The sequence below is a fragment of the Bradyrhizobium sp. USDA 3262 genome, assembly GCF_054060035.1.
Genome location: NZ_JBSSCT010000001.1, coordinates 4,887,322 through 4,908,259, shown reverse-complemented (window position 1 = coordinate 4,908,259; position 20,938 = coordinate 4,887,322). Strand labels below are relative to the sequence as shown.

The following is a 20,938-nucleotide window of genomic DNA, read 5'->3' as shown; positions in this document are numbered from 1 at the left end:
AGTCACGGCTTGAGCATTGGTGAATTGGATGACTAGATATTTCAGAGACAACAAATCCGGATGACTGACATGACCACGCTCGACGTCGACGCCGTGAAGACATTCGTGACCATCGCCGATCTCAAGAGCTTTACGCGCGCCGCCGAAACGCTCGGCACCACGCAGGGCGCGATCAGCGTCAAGTTGAAGCGGCTGGAAGGCCAGCTCGGCCACAGGCTGATCGAACGGACACCGCGCCTGGTGCGCCTGTCGGCGCAGGGTGCGGCTTTCCTCGGCCCCGCGCAGGAATTGCTTGCCGCACATGATCGCGCTATCGCGGCGTTGTCGCCCGTGCGCCCGCGTCGCTTCTCGATCGGCGTCGCCACCCATGTCGGTGGCGCGGAGGTCCCGACCTTGCTGGCGCGGCTGCATGCGTACGACCCGACGCTCACCATCGAAGTCCGGCTGGAGGACTCCCGCGACCTGCTGAGCGCCTTCGATCGCGGCGAGATCGACGCCGCCATTATCCGCCGCGAGGACGACCGCCGCGACGGCGAGATGCTGGCGACGGATCACTATGGCTGGTTCGCCACGCCGGACTTCGTCCATCGTGCGGGCGAGCCGCTGCGGCTCGCCGCCTCCTCGCCGTCCTGCGGCGTGCTCAACATCGCGACGCGCGCGCTGGCGGCGGCGGGCATCCCGTGGACGGAAAGCTTCCTTGGCTGCGGATCCTTTGCCGTCGCCGACGCGGTCGCCGCAGGCCTCGCGACTTCGGTGTTCTCATGCCGGCTCGCCCCGGCCGGGACGATCGAGGTCAGCCGGCGGCTCGGCCTGCCTGCCCTTCCGCCGTCCGAGATCATGCTGCTGTCGGCGCTGTCAGATGCAAAATCCCGCGCGGTCCTGAAGACGATCGTTGGTGCCTTTCGCGAGCATCATCGGATGCCCGCGAACCGCGCGGCAGAGGAAATCCATACCGTCACGGAAGTTGTCGGCCCCTGAACGATCTGCGCGCCGGCCGACTAACGGCGCGCGCCTCCGGCGCGCTTTCCCTCGAACAGCGCACGCTCCGAGGCGAGCGCCCTGGCGAGAAAATCGAGCGTCGCGCGGATGCGCGCGGTGCGCTTGAGATCGTCATGGGTCAATAGCCACAGCGCCGAGCGCGGCTCTGCGAGTGCTTTCGGCGTCAGGCGGCGCAGCGTGGGCGCAAGATCGCCGACATAGCAGGGCAGCAGGGCAAGCCCCAGGCCCGCTGTCGCGGCATCGCGCAGCGCCGGAAGCGCGTCGACCCGACAGGTGGTCCGCGCCGAACGCAGGTTCTCGCGCATCCAGCCGGCGATGACGGTCCCCGCCAGCGCATCGTCGAGCCCGATCCAGTCGTGCACCGACAGATCCTTGTCACCGCGGCGGGCGAGATAGGCGCGCGATCCGTAGACCGCATGAGCAATATCGGCAACGCGTCGCCCGACCAGCAGCTCGGATGGTGCCGGCGTCGGCCGGATCGCGATCTCGGCCTCGCGGCGCGTCAGGTTCGCCATCGCATTCGAGATGATGATCTCCGGCTGGATCTCCGGATGCGCGGCGCGCATCGCCGGCAGATGCCGCATCAGCACCGCGCCGAGCGTGTCCGTCGTCGTGATCCGCACCGGCCCCGACGGCCTGAGGTCCCGTCCCGCCAGCTTGCGCTCGAGCGCAAGCACCTCGTCCTCGAGCCGGGCTGCCGACGCCGCCGCGATCTCGCCGGCCGGTGTCGGCGCGTAACCGTCGCGGAAACGCTCGAACAGGCGCGTTCCGATCGCTGCTTCGATCGTGCCGAGGCGGCGGAACACCGTCGAATGCGTGACGCCCAGTCTGCGCGCCGCCCCGGAGAGGCTGCCTTCCCGCGCAACCGCGAGGACAAGGCGAAGGTCATTCCAGTCAAGCGGGCTGTTCATTTTTGCAAACTCAATTAGCAGAGTTGGCGAATACCTTATCACGGACAAACAGGCCATCTTCCCGAAAAGTTCGGCCGACGGGCGCACCTCGTGTGCCGCGCCGGCAACGCAGAGGAGCGCTGGCAGGTGACAAGCGAGACCACCGAGACGTTGCAATTGCACGCCGCGCGGCCGGCGACGGTCGACCCGCGGCGATGGCTGGCGTTGCCGGTGCTGCTCACCGGCGCCTTCCTGCCGATCCTCGATTTCAATGTCGTCAACCTCGCGCTGCCGGCCATTCGCGACAATCTCGGCGCCAGCCCAAGCGAGGTGCAGTTCGTGATCTCGGCCTATGCCGCGACCTACGCCGTGTTCCTGATCACCGGCGGCCGGCTCGGTGACCTGCTCGGACGACGGCGCACGTTCCTGACCGGTGTCGCCGGCTTCACGATCGCATCCGTGCTGTGCGGCATCGCGTGGTCACCGGCCATGCTGGTCGCCGGACGGATCCTGCAGGGCCTCACCGCCAGCGTGATGGCCCCGCAGGTGCTCGCCTCGATCCGCGTGCTGTTTCCGGCGGCCGAACAGGGCCGCGCGCTCGGCTTCTATGGCGCGACCTTCGGACTTGCCAATATCTGCGGCCAGCTGCTGGGCGGCGTGCTCGTGTCGGCGCATCCGTTCGGACTGGCCTGGCAGGCCATCTTCCTGATCAACGTGCCGATTGGCCTCGCCGCCTTCGTCGGCGGCCTGCTGTACCTCGCCGACTCGCGCGCCGCGCACGCGCAGCGGCTCGACGTCGGCGGCGTCATCCTGCTGTCGCTCACGCTCGGCCTCCTGGTTTACCCGCTGATCGAGGGCCGGGAATCCGGCTGGCCTGTCTGGATCGTCGCGATGTTGCTGGCCTCGCCGCTGATGCTCGCCGGCTTCGTCCGCTTCGAGGCGCGGCTCGAAGCCCGTGGCGGCGACCCGCTGGTCGCGCTGCATCTGCTGCGCAACAGCGATTTCGTGATCGGATTGGTGATGGCGCTCGCCTTCTACATGCTGTCGTCGTTCTATTTGACCTTCGCGGTCTACCTGCAAAGTGGCCTGCACCAATCTCCGCTGGAAGCCGGCCTCGCCACCCTGCCCTTTGCCGCCGGCTTCTTCGTCAGCTCGCTGGTGTCGTCGCTGGTGATGCAGTGGCTCGGCCCGCGCACGCTGACACTGGGCTTTGCGCTCCAGGTCATCGGCTTCGGTGTCGTGATGTTGTCGGTCGGCGGCGCGCTGCCGCAAAGTCTGGAATTCGGCCTGATCTGCGGCGGGCTCGGCTTCGGCACCGTGATGCCGTCGGTGATCAAGGCCGTGATCGGCAGCATCGATCCGCGCCATGCCGGGTTGGCATCGGGGATGATGATCTCGACCTTCCAGATCGGCGCCGCACTCGGCGTCGCGGTGATCGGTGGTGTCTTCTATAGCCTGCTCGGGCCGCATCCGCGGGCCGACGATTACGCGCACGCCTTCACGATCGCGCTCGGCTGCAATGTCGCGCTGCTGGCGCTCGGCGGCTGGCTGTCGCTGTGGCTGCCGCGCGAGCCGGCAGCGGGTTGAGATCGACACCGCCGACACGGCTATTGCTTCGCGGCCGCGAGCGGTGGCGGAAACAGCAGCCTGAGCAGGATGGCGGCAAGCAGCGTCACCAGGGCGAGACCGGTGGAGAGATAGAGCGCGCTCGCATCGCCGAACCGGTCGATCACGATTGCATAGATCAGCGGCGCCGCCGCCGGCAGGATGAAGCTCGGGACAATGAGCCGGCCGACCAGCGTGCCATAGCTGCGATGATCGAACAGGATGAGCGGCAGCGTTCCCTTGGTGATGGTCAGAATGCCGTTGCAGGCGCCGTAGAGCAGCGCGAACGCGATCCCCATCTCCCGCGCTGATCCGCTGAACAGGCCGGCGATGAAGGAGAGCGGCATGATCAGGCAGGCCATCAGGTTGAGCCCGAGTGGATCGATCCGTCCGCCGAACAGGACTTCGCAGAGACGCGCGGCGGATTGCCCGATCCCCCGCAGCGTAGCGATCCACACCGCAATGGTGACGGTGAGTCCGAGGCCGGTGAGCACCGCGATCATGTGTGCGGACATGCCGGCGTTCAGGAAGTTCGCGCCGGTCATGATCACGGCATAGAGCCCGCTCGCCGCTGCAAGCTGCCGCCGCCCCACCGCGCGCGGTTGCCTCGATGCCACCGCGGAGCCCGGCACGCCGGCAAATCGCTGGTTCGGAATCAGCAGATGCAGCGGGATCGTCAATAGCGCAATGCCGGCATAGGCCAGCACCGCGATGCGCCAGCCGAAATGGTCCGAGAGCGTATGGCCGAGCGGCCAGAACACGGTGGCGGCCAAGCCACCAAGCAAGGTGATCCCGGACATCGCGCGGCGCGCCTCCGGCCCGCCGATCCGGGCCAGCGCAGCGAAGGCGGCATCGTACAGCGTCAGCCGCATGCCGAGGCCAAGAACGATCCAGGATGCGAAATGGCTACCGATCTGGTGCGAGACCGCGAGACCGGCGCAGCCGAGCGCATTGATCACGGCGCCCGCGACCATGACCTGCCGGCCACCGCTTCTGTCCACCCACCTCCCGGCAAGGGGAGACGTCACCCCCATCACCAACAGCGCCGCGGCAAATCCGCCGTAGACGATGTCGCGGCTCCAGCCCAGATCCGCGGGGATCTGCTCGCCGAATCCGCCGATCAGATAGTAGGTCGCGCCCCACGAGATCAGTTGAGCCAGCCCGAGGGCAATCACGACCCGGCGTGCGATCACCGGGCCGTTTCCCTGTCTGACGGCAGCGTGGCAGCGCCCGGCCCCAGCGGCCGCTGCATCAGCACGGTGTCGACCCATTGCCCGAGCTTGAAGCCCACCGACCTCAGCGTCCCGACCATCTCGAAGCCCATGCGTCGGTGCAGCGCGATCGATCCGGCGTTGCCGCTGTTGCCGATCACGGCGATCATTTGCCGCCAGGGTCCCGCCTCCGACCGTTCGATCAGCGCCCGCAGCAGCGCCGCGCCGACGCGGCGGCCACGCAGGGCTTCCGACACGTAGACCGAGTCTTCAATGGTGTTGCGATAGGCCGGCCGCGGCCGGTACGCTGTCGCGTAGGAGTAGCCGGCCACCCGTCCGTCGATATCGGCCACGAGATACGGCAGCCCCGCGGCCAGCACGGCGGCACGGCGCCCGAGCATCTCATCGAGTGCCGGCGGCACTTCCTCGAAGGTCGCCAGCCCGTTGAGCACGTGGTGCGCGTAGATGCGCTGCACCTCCGCCATGTCGACCTCTGTGGCGTCGCGGATCACGGTGTCTTCGTTGTCTGTCATCCTTGCCTCGTCTTGCGGCATCATCCCTGTGCTTCGACGGCGCGTCGGCGCACGCTGCAGGCGCCACGGGCACATCTCGACATCGCTGCGCGACAATCCGACATCCGCCAGCAGGCGATCGTCGAGCTCGCGCAGTGCCTGCCGGCGGCGGATGCGCGAATCTGGCGAGACCGCAAGATAGCGCCCCAGCTCGACGATGACACCGCCAATGGACTTGAGGCCGGACAATGCCTGCTCCAGGTCTGCCGAAGCCGTCGCTTGCCGGACTATGCGCCGCGGCGTTATATAAGTGAAGCTTTGACAGCTTATGCGCGGCATAAGAGATACTTTGATGAAGAACCTCAACCTCGATTATCTCGAAAGCTTCGCCGTCGTGATCGACTGCGGCAGCTTCTCGGCGGCGGCCGAGCGGTTGCAACTCACGCAGCCCGCGGTGAGCCTGCAGGTGCGCCAGCTCGAGCGCAGCCTGAATGCGACCTTGATCGAGCGGGTCGGACGCAAGGCCAGACCGACCGCCGCCGGGGTCGCGCTGCTTTCGCACGCGCATCAGATCAATGCGGCGGTGGCATCGGCGGTCGACGCCGTTGCACAGCAGACGACCGGAACGGCAGGCCGCGTGCGGCTCGGCACCGGTGCGACCGCCTGCATCTTCCTGCTGCCGCCGATCCTGAAGGAGCTGCGCGCCGCGCTGCCCTCGCTGGAGATCACGGTCACGACCGGCAACACCGCGGAGATCGCGCGGGCGGTCGAGGACAACACCATCGACATCGCGCTTGTCACGCTGCCGGTGTCGGGGCGCAGCTTCGAGATCACGCCGGTCGTGAACGACGAGTTCGTGCTGATCGCGCCCCGCGACATGCAACTGCCGGTGCGGATCACGCCGGAGGTGCTGGCGACCAGGCCGGTGCTGCTGTTCGAGCCGGGCGGCAACACCCGGCGCACCGCCGACGAGTGGCTGGCCCGCGGCGGCGTTTCGCTGAAGCCGCTGATGTCGCTCGGCAGTGTCGAGGCGATCAAGGAGATGGTGCGCGCCGGGCTAGGTTGTGCGGTGCTGCCCGGCATGGCCGTTCCCGCCAGCACCAAGCAGCGCGACCTGATCGTCCGGTCGCTGTCACCAAAGCTCTACCGCCGGCTCGCGGTGGTGATCCGCCGCGACAAGCGCCTCGATCGCGGGCTGCGGCAGACCTTGTCGGCGCTTAAGGCACTCTCGGCCGCAAAGAACGAGGGCCGCTAGGGAGGACGCCGTGCGTCCTCCCTGCTCTACCCCTTACGTCGCCTTGCGCTCCTGCTCCGCGATCTTGCGGAACGCGGCCTCGCCGGCATCGGTCACCGCCGCCCATTTTGCGTTCGGCGTGGCCTCGGCGTCGTAATTGTCATGCCAGTTCCACCATTTGTAGGTCGGGCCCTGCGGATAACCCTTCGGCGAGTCCTCCCAGAGTTCCTGGCGGCCGAGCGGCGTGATGTCGAGATAGCTCCACACCGTGCCCATCGCTTCGTCGCCGCGGCTGTTGACGAGATAGGTGCGGAAGATTCGTTCGCCGTCGCGGATGAACACGTTGTGGCCGTGCCACTCGGCGACGCCGAAGTCGGCGTCAAAACTGTCGGTGATGGTGTACCACGGCATGTCCCACTCCATCCGTGCCTTCAGCCGCGCGATGTCGGCCTGCGGCGCGCGCGAGGCGTAAGCGAGCGTGGTGTCGCGCTGGTTCAGATGGGAGAGATGACTGACCTGGTCGGCGCCGAGCGAACAGCCGCGGCAGCCGTGGTCCGGCCAGCCGAACACGCCGGGCTCGAAGAAGGCGCGGTAGATGATCAGCTGCCGGCGGCCCTCGAACAGGTCGAGCAGGCTCGCCTTGCCGTTCGGTCCTTCGAAGACATACGGCTTCTCGACCGCCATCCAGGGCATTCGCCGCCGCTCCGCCGCAAGCGCGTCGCGTGCCCGCAGCTGGGCCTTCTCCTTCACCAGCATCTCCAGGCGCGCCGCCTCCCACGCCTCCCGCGACACCACCGGCGGTGTCTGCATCGCCGCCAGTTCGCCGCGATCGTTTTCAGCTGATTTATTCATGATGGTCTCTCCATCTCCGATTTGGACGAACTCCGGGACCTCAGCGCGGTTCCATCGCCGCCCGCCGTTCGCCGTTGGTCATGCCCCAATCTGACGCCGCGGCAGCGGTGAGTGGGAGTGACAAGTGTGTCGGGATTTTCACGCATGCGATCCGGGTCGCAACCTGTCTTTGCGATATGCTTGCACTTTGCAACTATCTGTGCGAGCCTCTCACCCCATGAAACAGACTGCGCCTGCGTCCGACGATGGGCTGAAGCTCAGTGCCTGGCTGCCCTACCGCCTGTTCCTGGTCGCGGCGCAGGTCGCCCGACCGCTCGAGCGTTTCTACGGCGAGACGTTCGGATTGAGCCAGGCCGGCTGGCGCATCCTCGCCGTCATCGCCGAGCGCGACGCCGCCAACGCCTCCGAGATCGGCCGCGCCTGCGCCCTCGACCCGTTTGCGGTCAGTCGCGGCATTGGCCAGCTCGTCGAGCTCGGCTTCGCGGTGCGGCGGCCCGGCAAGACCGACCGGCGCTTCGCCGCCGTCAGCATCACCCGCAGCGGCCGAGCCGCGTTCAACCGGATCGCCGCACTCGGCAGCGCGATCGAGACGCGGCTGCTGGCGCGGCTGTCGGAGAGCGAGCGCGCCATGCTCGATTCCGCCCTCACCCGGCTTGAGGGAGAAAGCGCGCGGATCGATGCCGAGGGCTGGCGCGCACTGCGCGATGACGCCGGCGCGCCATGACGGCCCTGCTGTTCGCGCTGACCGCGCTGCTCTGGGGCGGCGGCGCGCTGGCAACGGCGATGCAGGCCGGCGTGACGCCCGCGCCGTGGTCGGTCGCACTGCGCATGATGCTCGCGGGCGTCATCCTGCTCGGCTACGGCCGGCTGCGCGGCGTGCCGCTCGCAATCCCGCGAAAGGATCGACCGGCGGTCGCATTGCAGGGCCTGCTGTTCTTCGCCATTGCCTTCATCGCCTTCTATGAGGCGACCGCACGGATGCCGAGCGGGCTTGCGGCACTCGTCCTGTCGACATCGTCGCTGTTCGCGGCCGTGATCGCGCGCGCCGCGCTCGGCGTTCCGATCTCCTCCGGCTTCGTATCGGGCGCGCTGTGCGGCATCCTTGGCCTCGCGATCATCTTCCTGCCCGGCGCGGCCGCGCACGGAGCCGCGCCGCTTGCGGGTTTCGCCTGGGCGCTCACCGCGGCCATCGCAACCGGCGCCGGGACAACGGTCGGTGCGCGCAACCAGCGCGCCGGACTGCCCGTCGTCTCCGTGCTCGGCTGCGGCGCGTTCGTCGGAGCCACAGCGAGCGCGCTGTGGGCCGTCGCGACCGGCACGCCGTTTGCCGCCGACATCTCGCTCTCCTACGTGGCGAGCTTCCTCTATCTTGCGATTGCCGCGTCCTGCATCACTTTCATGCTCTATTTCGATCTGGTGCGCCGGCTCGGTCCCGGCCGCGCCGCCTACACGCTCGCATTGGTGCCGCTCGTCGCGCTCGTGCTGTCGGCGCTGTTCGAGCACCTTACGCTGGGCTGGCCGGTGCTCGCCGGCGCCGCCGCGATCCTTGCCGGCAACGTGCTGGTGCTGGCGCGCGCCTAGAACATTCCCGGTCGGCGCGCAGCTTGCGGGTTCAAACGGCTGGCCGACGGCGCCATGCCGCAGCCGCCGGGATCATCGCGAGCAGGCTGGTGCTCGCGAGGACGAGGAAGACCGCGGCGTAGCCGACGGTCGCAGCGATCAAGCCTGCCAGCGGCGGCGTGATCAGCGTCGCAACATCGTAGGCGGCATCGAACAGCCCGATGCCGGACGCAATCTGCGTTGCGGGAACGGCGCGCACCACCGGAAGCGCCAGCAGCGGATACGTCATCGACATGCCGCAGCCCGCGACGATCGCACCCGCAATGGCGGTCTGCTCGTCGGGTGCAAGCCCCAGGATCAGCATGCCGCCGGCCAGCGCCGCGAGCGCAAACAGCACCGGACGCGGACCCGTGGCGCGATCGCACACGCCGCTGAACACGGGCCGGGCCAGCGCAAACGCCGCCAGGAAAGCGAACAGCGCGGCCGAGCCGCCGTGCCAGCCGCGATGCAGGAACGCGAGCACGACAAAGCTGGTCGTGCCGATGTAGCTCATCACGGCGAGGCCGAAGCCCAGCGTCGGCCGCCAGATCGCCCTGAGGATTGCCGTCAGCGGCACGGCCACCGCACCATGCGGCGATGGCGCACTCCGTTGCGCGATCAGCACGAGCGGAAGACCGCCGAGCGGCACGAACATCGTGATGGCGGCCGCGACCAAGAAGCTGTCCGGAGCAAGCTGCGGCGGCAACAGCGCGGTGAGGAGATGCGCGATGTCTCCCGCAAGCCCTCCCAGCAGCGCACCCGCCGAAATGCCGGCGAAGAACAACAGCCCGACCCATGACATCGCCCTGCCCTGATGCGCCGGTCCAGCGAGGATCACCGCCCAGGCGGTGCCGCCGGAAAACAGGAAACCCTGGCCGATGCCCATCGCGACGCGGCCTGTCACCATCAACCCAAGCGCCGTGAACGCCGACACCGGCAGCAGCCCTGCGAGCAGATAGAACGCACCGGAGGCCACCGCGCCGAAAAGCCCGAGCATCGTCGCGTCGCGTGCGCCCCGGCGGTCGGCAAAGCGGCCGACCAGCGGGCGCGTTAACAAGGTCGCGAGGCCCTCGGCAGCCAGCACGGCGCCAGCAACGAGCGGACCGAAGCCGAGATCGGCATCGACGCGCACCGGCAGCACCGCGAGCGGCGCACCGAGACTGGCCAGGCCGAACATCGCAACCAGTCCCGGCAGGAGCACGGCGCGCCTGAGGCTGGTCGGTGGAGTGCGGTCGACGGATGGATGATGGAGGTATTGCTGCATGGTTCGGCTCGACGTGAACAAGGAGCCGCGGAATAGACATTGACGCTTCCAGCATTAGAATGCGCCGCCATGGCACTTCAGAACGGACAAAATTTCCGCAATTATGAGACCCTGGCCGGCGTCGCGGCGTTCGTTCACGCCGCCGAGCAAGGCGGATTTGCCTCCGCGGGCCGGATTCTCGGCCTCTCCGGCTCCGCGGTCGGCAAGGCCGTCGGCCGCCTCGAAGCGCGGCTTGGCGTGCGCCTGCTCAACCGTACCACCCGCAAGGTGACGTTGACCGGTCCCGGTGCCGAGTTCTTCCGGCGCGCCCGCAACATCCTGGCTGAGCTCGACGAGGCCGAACAGGTGCTCGCCGAGCAACAAGGCGCGCCGCGCGGACGGCTCAAGGTCTCGTTGCCGCACAACATCGGCCAGTTGCTGGTCCCGCGGCTCGCCGAATTCGCGCGGCGCTTTCCCGACGTCGCGCTCGATGTTCAACTCGAGGACCGCCTCGTCGACATGGTCGGCGAAGCCATCGATGTCGCCCTGCGAACCGGCGAGCTTACCGATTCGTCGCTGATCGCGAGCCGGATCGGACCGCAGCATTTCGTGATCTGCGGCACGCCGGATTATTTTCGGCGGATGCCGCAGCCCGAGACGCCGAACGATCTGGCGGTCCATCGCGGTGTCAGCTTCCGCGTACCGACTACGGGCCAAATCTACCCGTGGAGCTTCTGCGGCGAATTCGCCGGCGCAATGGCAACGGACTCCGTAACCTTCAACAACTCCGATGGCGTGCTCGCAGCGATCCGCTCGGGCATCGGGATCGGACAACTGCCGGTGATCCTTGCGCGTTCCTGCATCGCGCGCGGCGATCTGGTTGCCGTGCTGACCGACTACATGGTGCCGCGCGGCAGCGTGTGGATCGCCTGGCCGAGCAACCGGTACCGGTCGCTGGCGCAGCGCGCCTTCGTCGACTTCATCAGGCAGCAATTGCCCGATACGGTGTTCGAGCCGATCGGCAAGCCATGACCGCGATCGCGCCGGCCAATTGACGCGGCGACGATATCTGAATGCTGGTGCTGGCGCGCGCTTGACCGGCTCGTCGGCGCACAGCAAGAGGCATGCGGCAAGTTGTCCCCGCCGGCGGTCGCCGGCCGATCAACCTCATGTTTCCCGATCGCATTAATCGGATGTTGTCCGGCTCGCGCATAATGAAGCACCTCGGGACACGGGGCGGCTTCGCAGGGTTACCCGATCGTGAATTCCATCCGCAGAATCGGCAACACCGAGTACTTCGCAATCCAGGTCGACGGCCAGGATGACTGGATCATGCGTCCTGCCCTCGGCGAGCGGCCCGCGCGGAATGCCGGGCTGCTGCCGGACGGCATCGCGTGGTTCTTCAACACCGACGCGGGATTCGTCTTCTATGATCTCGCGCGTCGCCAACTCGTCGATCGGCTGCAAACGCCCTGGGCGCGCGGACACGACGGAAAGGACGCGCGCGACGACTATCTGAGCTACGGATTTCTTCAGAGCAAGGATGGCCGGTTCGTCTATCTCCTGCTTTATCACGCCGCGCGCGCGACGGACCTGCATGTCATCGACCTCGAGCGCAGGGCAATCGTCCGCTCGGTTCAGGGCATGCCGAGCGGCAACTCGCTGTGCCCTCCGGTTCTGGACCAGGATGGCCGAATTCTGGTTTCGGCGTTCCGGCACGACAATGGAATCGTTGCACTGCTGCTGCGCATCGATCCGCAGACGAGCCATCACGAGGTGTCGAGCTGTGAGGAATCGCGGGCGAGGTCGTTTCTGATCCGCTCGAGCCCGTGCGGCCGCTATTGGCTGCGCGGAGACAATTCCCGGCTCCCCATGATCACCGAGGAGAGTTCGCTCGTCTCCCGGTTGCTGGGGAGAGACACCGCGGCGCAGCGAGAGTATTTCAGCGTTGCCGTCGAGATCTGGCAGGCGTTTCCGCTGCGGCGGCTGCACTCCGTCGCGCCGATGTGGATGCAGGCCGAAGGGTTGCCCGACACGACCCAGCTCGACCTCGACAGGCGGAAGCAGGGATTGCCGCCACGACGCGGCGAGATCTACCGCAAGGTGTCGCAGTTGCTCGATCGCGAGGCCACGCTGACGACCAACGAGATCAACGCGAAGTCGCATCCCGATCTGTGGCCGGATCCGAACGGCCACTACGCCAATGTCAGCAGCAATCTCCGCGACTTCGAACTCTCCGAGCGCGACGTGATCGGCTGGCAACCCGATAGTCAGGCTTTCTGGTTGAAGCGGCATGAGTTCGTCGCCTGCGTCGGTGTGGACGGGACGGTTTCGCCCAAGATCATGCTGGAGCGGTTCGGGATGGACGACCGTCCTTGGCTGGCGCGCGCCCGCGGCTGGTCGAAGGCGACACCCCTGCCCGACCGGCGCCTCGATATGCGGTTCGCGGAGGGGATGGTGACAGTCTCAGGCGCGCCGGGCCACCCGATACACCGCGTCCGGGTCGTGCCCGTAACGGAGGATCATTTCAGGCCCGCGCCACCCGAGTCGCAAGAAGAGGACAAGGATGCCGCGCTGGCCAAGAAGGCCGAGACGCTCGCCAAGCGGTTCAGCACCTACACCGTCGATCTCGCCTCGATGAGCGAGCCCGACTGTATCGCGGCCATCGATGCGCTGACGGCGCAGATCGGTCCCGATATCAACGAGCGGCCGCACGACAACCACCTGCAGGCGGTGTTCCGTTGCGACGGCAAGCGGCTCAACGAGAAGAAGTTCTTCACCCATGTCGCCAGGCATTGCCCCGGCGCCGCGCCTGCGATCCGAAGGCTGATCGATACGGTGTGCGCACACATCGGACCGCACACCAACGCCTGGTACGACCCTTACGGAGACGAGATTCCGACCGCGCTGTTCGGCTACGCCGCGTGGTGCCTCGCGCGTCTCGACAAGTCGAGCAACGAGGTTCTGCTGCGCTAGTACGGGTTGGTCGATACCGATCACGAGAACTTCTTCTTCGAGAAGATCGCTCCGTTGATGCTGGAGAACGCTGGCAGCGCGAGCGCTCGCCTGGAGCTCGCGGAAGGGTTCTATTTCGGCGATCTCGGCAATGCCATCGACCACTCGGGTCTCTGGCGCATGGCGAAGATGGCCGAGCACGCGGCGAGCCTGATGACGGCGCAGCAGTATGCCGCGCGATTGCTGGCGCGTGCAGCCGCGACGTCCGCCGCCCGATCGAAGTCGGAGTTCGGATATTATTGTTTCGACAATCTCGCGCGGTTCCTGACGGATCCTTCGCAATGGGAAACAGAGCTGCTGCAAGAACTCCGGCAAGCGGCGAGCGATCTCGCGCCCCAGTAGCGCCGCGGCAGATGAAAATATCGCGTCGGCATGTCACATTCGCCGTTCCTCGTTCGTCATGATGTCGTCAACCAAACCAGGGAAACCGACCATGACTGTCAGACTTGATCCGCTCGCCGCCGCCCCCAAGATCATGAAGATCTGGTTCGACGCGTCACTTGCGATCACCTCCACCCTCGAGCCGAAGCTCGCCGAGCTCGTGAAGATCCGCGCCTCGGAGATCAACGGCTGCGCCAATTGCATCAATCTGCACACGACGTTCGCCCGCGATGAGGGTGAGACCGAGCAGCGCATCTACCTGCTGTCGGCCTGGCGCGAAGCGCCCTGCTACACCGACCGCGAGCGCGCCGCGCTCGGCTGGACCGAAGCCCTGACGCGGATCTGCGAGCAGCATACCCATGTCGCGGCCTACGAGACGCTGAAGGCGCATTTCACGCCGGAGGAGCAGGTCAAGGTGACCTTGCTGATCAACATCATCAACGGCTGGAACCGGATCGCGGTCGGCTTTGGCGGCTTCGTCGATCCGCAAGTGATCAAGGCCAAGATGGCCGCGGCGTGACCGCCGAAACGACACGAGACGACGCAGCGGCGACTTCGTTCCGCTGCGTCCCAGGCTAATGCGCGTCGGCTATCGCAGCACTTAGGCGCTAAGGCTTCATTCGGTCCGGATCGCCGGCCAATTGACGTGGCGACGATATCTGACTAAAGTCAGATATATGCTCGACCCCGTTTCCCGCGTCCGCCGCTTCAACCGTGCCGTGACCTCCGCCGTCGGCGCGCTCGACACCTCGTTCCTCGGGCGCGGCCGGCCGCTCGGCGCGGCGCGCGTGCTGAACGCGATCGGGCACGGCCGCGCCGATGTCGGCGAGATCAGGGATTATCTCGGCCTCGATTCCGGCCTGATGAGCCGCCTGCTGCGCAGCCTCGAGGACGAGGAACTGATCGAGACCACGGCGGATGGCGACGATGCGCGCCGCCGCATCGCACGGCTGACGGCGGCGGGTAAGCGCGAGTTCAGCGCTTATGAGGCGATCTCCAACCGGCAGGCCAAGGACTTTCTCGCCCACCACAGCCAGCGCGAGGCGCTGCTGGCGGCGATGGACCTGATCGCCTCGGCGCTCGGCCGCGACGGCACCGCCCTCGATGAGATGGATCCGCGCAGCGACGAGGCGCGCTACTGCCTCGGCGAATATTACGCCGAGCTCGCACGACGGTTCGAGAAAGGCTTTGACGTCAGGCTGTCGCGCGACCCCGAGGCCAAGGACATGGTGCGCCCGCGCGGCAGCTTCATCGTGGCGATGTCGGACGGGCTGCCGATCGGCTGCGTCGGGCTGAAGGGCAGCAGCAGCGAGTTCGCGGAGATCAAGCGGCTCTGGGTCGCACCTGGCGCGCGCGGCCTCGGCCTTGGCCGCCGGCTGATGGACGCAGCCGAGCAGGCCGCACGCGAGCTCGGCATCGCGGTGTTGCGGCTCGACACCAACAGCGCGCTGCCGGAAGCCGGCCAGCTCTATCGCAGGACGGGCTGGACCGAGATCCCGCGCTTCAATGACGACCCCTACCCCGATCTGTTCTTCGAAAAGCATCTCTGAACAGCGCGCCGCACGCGGTGCCCGGCATCAGCATGTTGTCCGGCGCGATGCGCTGGCCTAAGACACGGGCATGACCATTCGCCCCATCGTGCGCTATCCCGATCCGCGCCTTGCGCTGCCGGCCGAGCCGGTGACCATGTTCGACGACGCGCTGCGCGAACTGGCGCAGGACCTGCTCGAGACCATGCATGCGGCGCCAGGCATCGGCATCACCGCGCCGCATATCGGCGTGTCCCTGCGCGTCGTGGTGCTCGAGCTCGATGCCCGCGAGGGGCCGCGGACCTATGTCAATCCGGAGATCATCCGGACCTCGCCCGAGATGATCCTGCACAAGGAGGGCAGCGTCTCGATGCCCGGGGTCAATGACGAGGTCGAGCGCCACGCCCGGGTCCGCATCCGCTATCAGGATCTCGACGGCAACATGCAGACCGAAGAGTCCGACGGCCTGCGGGCGGTGTGCCATCAGCACGAGATCGATCAGCTCGACGGCGTGTTCTGGATCAGGCGGTTGTCCCGCATCAAGCGGGAACGGCTGATCAAGCGATACGACAAAATCTCGCGGACGTGATCGTAGCCCGCATGAGCAAAGCGACATGCGGGACAAGCCGCGATCAGCAGACGGAAAAGCCCCGGATATCGCTGCGCTCATCCGGGCTACGCGTCTTGCGCGAGCGAACCAACCTGCCTTCGTCCTACCCTCCCGCCATCAGATCCTTGGCCAGCGCCATGTAGGCCGGCAGCGTCACGGGATCGTTCGCGGCATTCCCGGCGGCCGGGTGCGAGGCGTAGCGCGCGATCACCATGTCGGCCTTCGGATCGATATAGAGGCCCTGGCCATAAACACCGCGCGCCATGAAGGCGCCGTGCGCATTGTGCGTCACCCACCATTGATTGCGGTAGGACGCCCCTGGCAGCGTGGTGTAGCCGGCCGGCTTGAATTTCTCGGGATCGCCGCCGCGCGCGATATCCTCGACCACTTGAGACGGTACGATCTGGCGGCCGTTGAAGCGGCCGTGGTTGCGGATCGTCTCGCCGAACCGGGCAAGATCGCGCAGCGTCGTCGACAATCCGCCGCCGCCGCTTTCGGTGCCGATGCGATCGACGTGATAATGCGCATCCTCCTCGGCGCCCATCGGGGCCCATATCCGCTCGGAGAGCAGGTCCGACAGCGTCATGCTGCTGGCACGGCGGCAGATCCAGGCCAGCACGTCGGTGTTGACGGTCTTGTAGGCGAATGCCTTGCCGTGCTCGCCCTGCTTCTGCTGCGCGCAGAGGAAATCAAAGATATTGGTCGCGCCCTCATAGCCCGGCTCGATCGGCGCCATGCCGTTGGCCCGTCGCAGCCCCCACACGTCGGAATTCTTGTCGGTATAGACCTCGGTGTATTTGAGGCCGGTGGTCATATCCATCGCCTCGTGCACGCGGGCATCGCCGAATGCGCTTGCCCTCAACTCCGGCACGTAATCGGTGATCGGCGCCTGCGGATCGATCTTGCCCTCGGCGATCAGGATGCCGGCGAGCGTGCCGGTGAACGATTTGGTCACCGACATCGCGATGTGCGGCTTGTGCGGCTTCAACGCGCCGAAATAGCGCTCGTAGATCAGCTTGCCCCGGTGCAGCACGGCGATGCCGTCGGCATAGGTCTCCTCGAGCATGCGCGCGAAGGTCATCGGGCGGCCGTCCATCGTCACCGATGCCGACGCGCCGATATCATGGTCTTCGCGCGGCAGCACCGACGCCGGCCCTGCCCCGCGCCAGACATTCACGGTCGGCACCAGCTGGCGGATGTTGCTCCAGGCCCAGCGCAATTCGGGGAAGCTGCGGAACGAGCCGTTCTGGAAGGTGATGGTCCTGTCCTGCGGCGGCGGAAAGCCCTGCATCCAGCCAAGCGTTTGCGGATCGGATTCGGCGGCGGTGAGATTTTGCTGTTGATTGGCGGCGGCGGCTGCGACGGACATCAGGGCTGGCTCCAGAGCTGCGAATGCGAATTTCGTATCACGCGACAGCACCAGGCACATCCCGCGTTTGCGCCGGGGTGACCGTCGCGGCGAGCGCACGCCGCAACGCGAATGGCCGCGCGCCGCAGATACCAGCTCGATCGGACACTTGACTATCGAGCCCGGGCCAGATCATTCCGGCACGCGGATTACCCCGCCGCCGCGCGCTCGATCGCGGCGATGTCGATGTTCTTCATCGTCATCATCGCCTCCATCGCGCGCTTGCCGGCGGCGCGGTCGGCGCTGTTGACGAGCTCGAGCAGCCGCCGCGGCGTGATCTGCCAGGCAAAACCCCAGCGATCCCGGCACCAGCCGCACGGCAATTCCTTGCCGCCATTGGACGTGACCGCATTCCAGTAGCGGTCGGTCTCCTCCTGGCTGTCGGTGAGCACCATGAAACTGACCGCCTCGTTCGGCGTGTAGTTGGAGCCTCCGTTCAGCCCCACGAAGCGCCGGCCGAGCACGGTGAACTCGACCGTCAGCTCCTCGCCCTGCCCGATGCCCGGTATCGGAGATGGATGGCCCGCGCCGACATGGCTGTCGGGAAACGTCGCGGCATAAAACTCCGCCGCTTCGCGCGCCCGGCCCTGATCGAACCAGAGGCATGTGACGAGATCGGTCATGGCAGTCTCCTTGCAGGGATGATCGAGCGGGATGGAGCGGTCATAATGCGTGATTATGGTCCTGGTTCGACGCGGCGCAGGTTATCGTTCCACAACGTGTTCCGCCATCGCGGATCATGTTTCGCCACTTCGGCCCACGCGCATGATCAGAAGCGGCACGATGACGATCACTCCCGCCATCAGCATCACTCCGGATAGATCCGAGTGATTCAGCATCCGGGCGCCAAGAATGGCTCCGACGCCGATCGCCGAATTGATGACGGCCGAGTGGATCGCGGCCGCGGACATTGCCATGGAACCGGCCGCACGCAAGATCCAGGTCTGAAGGCCCGCGAACAGCGCCGCGACGGCGGCGCCCCAGACGACGAGCAAGGTAACGGCCGTGCCGGTCCCCAGTTGCGGGCCAAACCATCCAAGCCCGACGAGCGCGCCCGCGAGGGCAAGCAGTCCCCACGTGATGACGGATGTCATGAAGCGATCGATCAGAACACCGGTCAGGATGTTGCCGACGAATCCTGCTCCGCCAAAACCGAACAGCATCACACCGATCATGAAGGGCGGCACATCCGCGATCTCGCTGAGGAAAGGTTCGATGAAGGTGTAGGCTGCGAAATTCGCCGCCGCCATGAACGCCGTCACGGAATAGATTCTGCGCAGATCCTGTCGGCGAACCACCGCGGCCAGCGCTTGCCATCCCGCCGGCGATCCGGCTCGGAGCCGCGGAAGAACCCCGACCATCAGGACCGACGTGCACAATCCGACGCCGCCGATCACGCCGAATGCCGCGCGCCATCCGCTGTTCTGTCCGATGAGGTTGACCAGCGGCACGCCGATGACGGTTGCCATCGAGATTCCGCCGAACACGATCGCTGTCGCAACACCCATGCGATGAGACGGCGCGATCTGCGTTGCGATCGCGGCCGCCATCGCCCAGAAGAAGCCGTGAACGACGGCACCGACCGCCCGCGCCAGCAGCAACCCCGTGAAACTGTCGGAAAGCATCGCAGCAAGATTGCTCGCGGACAGCACCAGCATCAGAACAACGAGCAGCGGCTTGCGGGGAAAACGTTGCAGCAGAACCGCGGACAACAGGCCGCTGGCAGCGCCGATCCAGGCATAGAGCGTGACCGTGAGCCCGACCGCGGCCTGGTCTCGACCAAGATCGAGGGCGATCTGGGACAACAGCCCGACCGGCGCGAACTCGGTCGTGACCATCGTGAACGAAGCAACGCCGAGCACGATGACGGCGAGCCAGACGCGGAGCCCGGGACTGTCAGTCGTCATGCAGGTGACCGGTGTGGATGGGCCGCCTGATCTCCCTGATGACGCGCCGATAGGCCTGACGCCGCGCTTCATCCATGAACGCAGCCTTGAGGCTGTTGTCGGCGAGGCTCAATTGTTCCTCGGCAGTCAGGCCTAACGCCGCTGCCGCGCGGACGAAGTTCTCGTTGACGTGACCTCCGAAATACGCCGGGTCGTCGGAGTTGACCGTGACGCAGAGGCCGGCGTGGAGCAGCCGGCGCAGATTGTGACGTTGGAGATCGGGGAAGATCCGCAGCGCCACATTCGACAGCGGGCATACCGTGAGCGGCGTCCCCTCGTCGGCAAGGCGCCGCATCAGTGCCGGATCGGCCTCGCATTGGACGCCGTGATCGATGCGGTCGACGCGCAGCCTGTCGATCGCTTCGGTCACATAGTGCGGCGGCCCTTCCTCACCGGCATGCGCGGTCGTCTTCCAGCCAAGCGCGCGGGCGCGGGCGAAGACCTCGTCGAAGGGCCCGGGCGGGTAGCCTTTTTCCGGTCCACCGAGTCCGAGGGCCAGCACGCCGTCGCGCCAGCGGCGCGCCGCCTCGATCGCGGCGAAAGCCTCTTCAACAGGCTTATGCCGGCGAACGCACAGGATCATGCCTCCGGTGATATCGCGTCGCGCGTCTGCATAAGCGGCGCTGATGCCGTCCATGACAGCATCGAACGGCACGCCGCGCTCGGTATGGTCGGCCGGGGTGACGTAGATTTCCGCATGAACGACATTGTCTTCCTGCGCACGGGTCAGGTACGCGCGCGTCAGCTCATAGAAGTCGCGCTCCGTCCGAAGCACGGTCAGGCCGGCCCAGTAGATCTCCAGAAATGACTGGAGATCGGAGAAGCGATACGCCGAGAGGACGTCGCTCATCGAGCGGTACGGGATCGCCACATCGTTCCGGCGGGCAAAATCGAGCAGCATGCCCGGCTCCAGCGTTCCCTCGACATGCACGTGAAGCTCGGCCTTCGGAACGGCCTTGATGTCAAACAACGGAACGGAATTCATTGAACGCGATTTCTGGCCTCGGGCGTGTTCCGCTTCAGGGCTTATTCCGGCGCATCCAAACGGATGCGCGGGCCAAAGCTCATCTGCCGTACGAGCCCGACCTAGCAGCCTTTGTCGAAAGGTCGCCACGCATAAAATATGCGAGTGTTATCCGGCTGAGGCAGCCTCCCCGTGCATCAGGCAATGGTGGTGACCAGCCGTGCGGGGGCACCGTCGGCGAGCATGAGGCGCTCCCACAGCATGCGCCCCGGAAGGATCACGAGGTCCGCATCAGAGTTCGGACCCGTATTGACCTCGAGCGAGCTGAGCTGCCCATCATACCAGCCGAGATCATTGAGCGCGGTGTCGGCCGCGAGGATTTCCGGAGAGGCATAGACACGCAGCGATTTGCCCAGGAATTCGGACAAGCCGGTTCGCCATTCGGCCTGCCTGGGCGCCGATGCGGCAAGCAGCCGATGCGTCAGGTCGCACACCAGATGGACCTTGCGCGTCGAGGATTCGACGAGACGCTTCAGGGCGGCATCCTGGGCCGGCTCGAACGGACCCATGAGCAATCGGCGCGCCGAGATCCACTGGCTTTCAGACAGATCGAGAATGCCGCGCTCCCAGCGCGACACGGTCGCCTGATCCACACCCATCAATTCAGCGAGGTGGCTTTGCTTCATCTGACGAAGCAATCGCATTCGTCGCAACCCGCGGCCTTGATCACCCATCAACATTCACCCGACTTTGTTCTGCAACTCGTGGCGCGGGTCAGCGAGGACATGCTCCGCGGACACCGCTACCAGGAACGGCTGCGGCGTACACTCCGCAGCCGCGCGCCTGGCGCTGGTCGAACCACAGGCATCTCACGAGCCCGGTCACGGCAGTCTTCCTTTTTTTGCATAGGGTGGTTGGCGAAACCGCACACCGCCATCAC

The 20,938-nt window shown here is 66.4% G+C and carries 21 protein-coding genes; 11 read left to right on the top strand and 10 right to left on the bottom strand.

Annotated elements, in window-relative coordinates:
- Positions 1-60: 60 nt before the first annotated feature.
- Positions 61-978, top strand: a complete 918-nt coding sequence (locus ACVWYP_RS22400; RefSeq protein WP_304499893.1) for a LysR family transcriptional regulator — start codon at positions 61-63, stop codon at positions 976-978.
- A gap of 20 nt (positions 979-998) precedes the next feature.
- Here the strand turns inward: ACVWYP_RS22400 and ACVWYP_RS22395 are convergent, their stop codons facing one another.
- Positions 999-1,910: a LysR family transcriptional regulator gene (locus ACVWYP_RS22395; RefSeq protein WP_304499892.1), complete on the bottom strand. Its 912-nt coding sequence runs from the start codon at positions 1,908-1,910 to the stop codon at positions 999-1,001.
- Positions 1,911-2,036: 126 nt separating this feature from the next.
- Between ACVWYP_RS22395 and ACVWYP_RS22390 the strand changes: the two genes are divergently transcribed.
- A complete protein-coding gene (locus ACVWYP_RS22390; protein WP_304499891.1) occupies positions 2,037-3,476 on the top strand; it encodes an MFS transporter in 1,440 nt (479 codons plus the stop codon).
- 20 nt (positions 3,477-3,496) lie between these two features.
- On the opposite strand, the gene ACVWYP_RS22385 is transcribed toward ACVWYP_RS22390, so the two are convergent.
- Together ACVWYP_RS22385 and ACVWYP_RS22380 are read right to left on the bottom strand one after the other, a co-directional pair.
- Positions 3,497-4,687: an MFS transporter gene (locus tag ACVWYP_RS22385; RefSeq protein WP_304499890.1), complete on the bottom strand. Its 1,191-nt coding sequence runs from the start codon at positions 4,685-4,687 to the stop codon at positions 3,497-3,499.
- Positions 4,684-5,583, bottom strand: a complete 900-nt coding sequence (locus tag ACVWYP_RS22380; protein WP_304499889.1) for a GNAT family N-acetyltransferase — start codon at positions 5,581-5,583, stop codon at positions 4,684-4,686. Before ACVWYP_RS22380 ends, ACVWYP_RS22385 begins: the two co-directional genes overlap by 4 nt.
- On the opposite strand from ACVWYP_RS22380, the gene ACVWYP_RS22375 reads away from it, so the two are divergent.
- Entirely contained in the window at positions 5,570-6,472 is a 903-nt protein-coding gene (locus ACVWYP_RS22375) for a LysR family transcriptional regulator (protein WP_304499888.1), read from the top strand. The two genes, ACVWYP_RS22380 and ACVWYP_RS22375, sit on opposite strands and share 14 nt — an antisense overlap.
- Before the next feature lie 33 nt (positions 6,473-6,505).
- Here ACVWYP_RS22375 and ACVWYP_RS22370 read toward each other — a convergent pair whose 3' ends face one another.
- Entirely contained in the window at positions 6,506-7,303 is a 798-nt protein-coding gene (locus ACVWYP_RS22370; protein WP_304499887.1) for a DUF899 domain-containing protein, read from the bottom strand.
- 217 nt (positions 7,304-7,520) lie between these two features.
- On the opposite strand from ACVWYP_RS22370, the gene ACVWYP_RS22365 reads away from it, so the two are divergent.
- Together ACVWYP_RS22365 and ACVWYP_RS22360 are read left to right on the top strand one after the other, a co-directional pair.
- The gene (locus tag ACVWYP_RS22365; protein ID WP_304499886.1) at positions 7,521-8,027 is read left to right on the top strand and encodes a MarR family winged helix-turn-helix transcriptional regulator; all 507 of its coding nucleotides are present in this window, start codon (positions 7,521-7,523) and stop codon (positions 8,025-8,027) included.
- Positions 8,024-8,884 carry a DMT family transporter gene (locus ACVWYP_RS22360; protein ID WP_304499885.1) on the top strand — a complete coding sequence of 287 codons (861 nt, stop codon included), beginning with the start codon at positions 8,024-8,026 and terminating at the stop codon, positions 8,882-8,884. Before ACVWYP_RS22365 ends, ACVWYP_RS22360 begins: the two co-directional genes overlap by 4 nt.
- Before the next feature lie 31 nt (positions 8,885-8,915).
- On the opposite strand, the gene ACVWYP_RS22355 is transcribed toward ACVWYP_RS22360, so the two are convergent.
- On the bottom strand, positions 8,916-10,166 hold the full coding sequence (locus ACVWYP_RS22355) for an MFS transporter (RefSeq protein WP_304499884.1): 1,251 nt from the start codon (positions 10,164-10,166) through the stop codon (positions 8,916-8,918).
- A 69-nt stretch (positions 10,167-10,235) separates the two neighbouring features.
- Here ACVWYP_RS22355 and ACVWYP_RS22350 point away from each other — a divergent pair, with 69 nt between their 5' ends.
- The 6 genes from ACVWYP_RS22350 (at position 10,236) to ACVWYP_RS22325 (ending at position 15,659) form a co-directional block, all read left to right on the top strand.
- Positions 10,236-11,177 carry a LysR family transcriptional regulator gene (locus ACVWYP_RS22350; protein WP_304499883.1) on the top strand — a complete coding sequence of 314 codons (942 nt, stop codon included), beginning with the start codon at positions 10,236-10,238 and terminating at the stop codon, positions 11,175-11,177.
- A 228-nt stretch (positions 11,178-11,405) separates the two neighbouring features.
- Positions 11,406-13,121, top strand: a complete 1,716-nt coding sequence (locus ACVWYP_RS22345; RefSeq protein ID WP_304499882.1) for a YncE family protein — start codon at positions 11,406-11,408, stop codon at positions 13,119-13,121.
- Positions 13,122-13,127: 6 nt separating this feature from the next.
- Complete coding sequence (locus ACVWYP_RS22340; protein ID WP_304499881.1) at positions 13,128-13,502, top strand: hypothetical protein; 375 nt, start codon at positions 13,128-13,130, stop codon at positions 13,500-13,502.
- Between the two features lie 91 nt (positions 13,503-13,593).
- Complete coding sequence (locus ACVWYP_RS22335) at positions 13,594-14,061, top strand: carboxymuconolactone decarboxylase family protein (RefSeq protein ID WP_304499880.1); 468 nt, start codon at positions 13,594-13,596, stop codon at positions 14,059-14,061.
- A 157-nt stretch (positions 14,062-14,218) separates the two neighbouring features.
- Entirely contained in the window at positions 14,219-15,091 is an 873-nt protein-coding gene (locus ACVWYP_RS22330) for a bifunctional helix-turn-helix transcriptional regulator/GNAT family N-acetyltransferase (protein WP_304499879.1), read from the top strand.
- Positions 15,092-15,161: 70 nt separating this feature from the next.
- Positions 15,162-15,659, top strand: a complete 498-nt coding sequence (locus tag ACVWYP_RS22325; RefSeq protein WP_304499878.1) for a peptide deformylase — start codon at positions 15,162-15,164, stop codon at positions 15,657-15,659.
- A 124-nt stretch (positions 15,660-15,783) separates the two neighbouring features.
- Here the strand turns inward: ACVWYP_RS22325 and ACVWYP_RS22320 are convergent, their stop codons facing one another.
- From ACVWYP_RS22320 to ACVWYP_RS22300, 5 genes are all read right to left on the bottom strand, one after another.
- Complete coding sequence (locus tag ACVWYP_RS22320; RefSeq protein ID WP_304499877.1) at positions 15,784-17,049, bottom strand: serine hydrolase domain-containing protein; 1,266 nt, start codon at positions 17,047-17,049, stop codon at positions 15,784-15,786.
- 188 nt (positions 17,050-17,237) lie between these two features.
- Positions 17,238-17,711 carry a VOC family protein gene (locus ACVWYP_RS22315; protein WP_304499876.1) on the bottom strand — a complete coding sequence of 158 codons (474 nt, stop codon included), beginning with the start codon at positions 17,709-17,711 and terminating at the stop codon, positions 17,238-17,240.
- A 114-nt stretch (positions 17,712-17,825) separates the two neighbouring features.
- Positions 17,826-18,995 (bottom strand): MFS transporter, encoded by a 1,170-nt coding sequence (locus ACVWYP_RS22310; protein WP_456684138.1) that lies wholly within the window; start codon positions 18,993-18,995, stop codon positions 17,826-17,828.
- The gene (locus tag ACVWYP_RS22305; protein WP_453946048.1) at positions 18,985-20,019 is read right to left on the bottom strand and encodes an adenosine deaminase; all 1,035 of its coding nucleotides are present in this window, start codon (positions 20,017-20,019) and stop codon (positions 18,985-18,987) included. The genes ACVWYP_RS22310 and ACVWYP_RS22305 overlap by 11 nt, the downstream gene beginning before the upstream one ends.
- 176 nt (positions 20,020-20,195) lie before the next feature.
- Positions 20,196-20,732, bottom strand: coding sequence for a helix-turn-helix domain-containing protein (locus ACVWYP_RS22300; RefSeq protein ID WP_038383612.1), 537 nt, complete (start codon positions 20,730-20,732; stop codon positions 20,196-20,198).
- Positions 20,733-20,938: the final 206 nt, after the last annotated feature.

Bases quoted from the DNA above. Each gene is read 5' to 3' on its own strand.
- ACVWYP_RS22400 (WP_304499893.1), top strand. From the start codon at position 61: ATGACTGACATGACCACGCTCGACGTCGACGCCGTGAAGACATTCGTG.
- ACVWYP_RS22395 (WP_304499892.1), bottom strand. From the start codon at position 1,910: ATGAACAGCCCGCTTGACTGGAATGACCTTCGCCTTGTCCTCGCGGTT.
- ACVWYP_RS22375 (WP_304499888.1), top strand. From the start codon at position 5,570: ATGAAGAACCTCAACCTCGATTATCTCGAAAGCTTCGCCGTCGTGATC.
- ACVWYP_RS22370 (WP_304499887.1), bottom strand. From the start codon at position 7,303: ATGAATAAATCAGCTGAAAACGATCGCGGCGAACTGGCGGCGATGCAG.
- ACVWYP_RS22365 (WP_304499886.1), top strand. From the start codon at position 7,521: ATGAAACAGACTGCGCCTGCGTCCGACGATGGGCTGAAGCTCAGTGCC.
- ACVWYP_RS22360 (WP_304499885.1), top strand. From the start codon at position 8,024: ATGACGGCCCTGCTGTTCGCGCTGACCGCGCTGCTCTGGGGCGGCGGC.
- ACVWYP_RS22355 (WP_304499884.1), bottom strand. From the start codon at position 10,166: ATGCAGCAATACCTCCATCATCCATCCGTCGACCGCACTCCACCGACC.
- ACVWYP_RS22350 (WP_304499883.1), top strand. From the start codon at position 10,236: ATGGCACTTCAGAACGGACAAAATTTCCGCAATTATGAGACCCTGGCC.
- ACVWYP_RS22335 (WP_304499880.1), top strand. From the start codon at position 13,594: ATGACTGTCAGACTTGATCCGCTCGCCGCCGCCCCCAAGATCATGAAG.
- ACVWYP_RS22330 (WP_304499879.1), top strand. From the start codon at position 14,219: ATGCTCGACCCCGTTTCCCGCGTCCGCCGCTTCAACCGTGCCGTGACC.
- ACVWYP_RS22325 (WP_304499878.1), top strand. From the start codon at position 15,162: ATGACCATTCGCCCCATCGTGCGCTATCCCGATCCGCGCCTTGCGCTG.
- ACVWYP_RS22320 (WP_304499877.1), bottom strand. From the start codon at position 17,049: ATGTCCGTCGCAGCCGCCGCCGCCAATCAACAGCAAAATCTCACCGCC.
- ACVWYP_RS22315 (WP_304499876.1), bottom strand. From the start codon at position 17,711: ATGACCGATCTCGTCACATGCCTCTGGTTCGATCAGGGCCGGGCGCGC.
- ACVWYP_RS22310 (WP_456684138.1), bottom strand. From the start codon at position 18,995: ATGACGACTGACAGTCCCGGGCTCCGCGTCTGGCTCGCCGTCATCGTG.
- ACVWYP_RS22305 (WP_453946048.1), bottom strand. From the start codon at position 20,019: ATGAATTCCGTTCCGTTGTTTGACATCAAGGCCGTTCCGAAGGCCGAG.
- ACVWYP_RS22300 (WP_038383612.1), bottom strand. From the start codon at position 20,732: ATGGGTGATCAAGGCCGCGGGTTGCGACGAATGCGATTGCTTCGTCAG.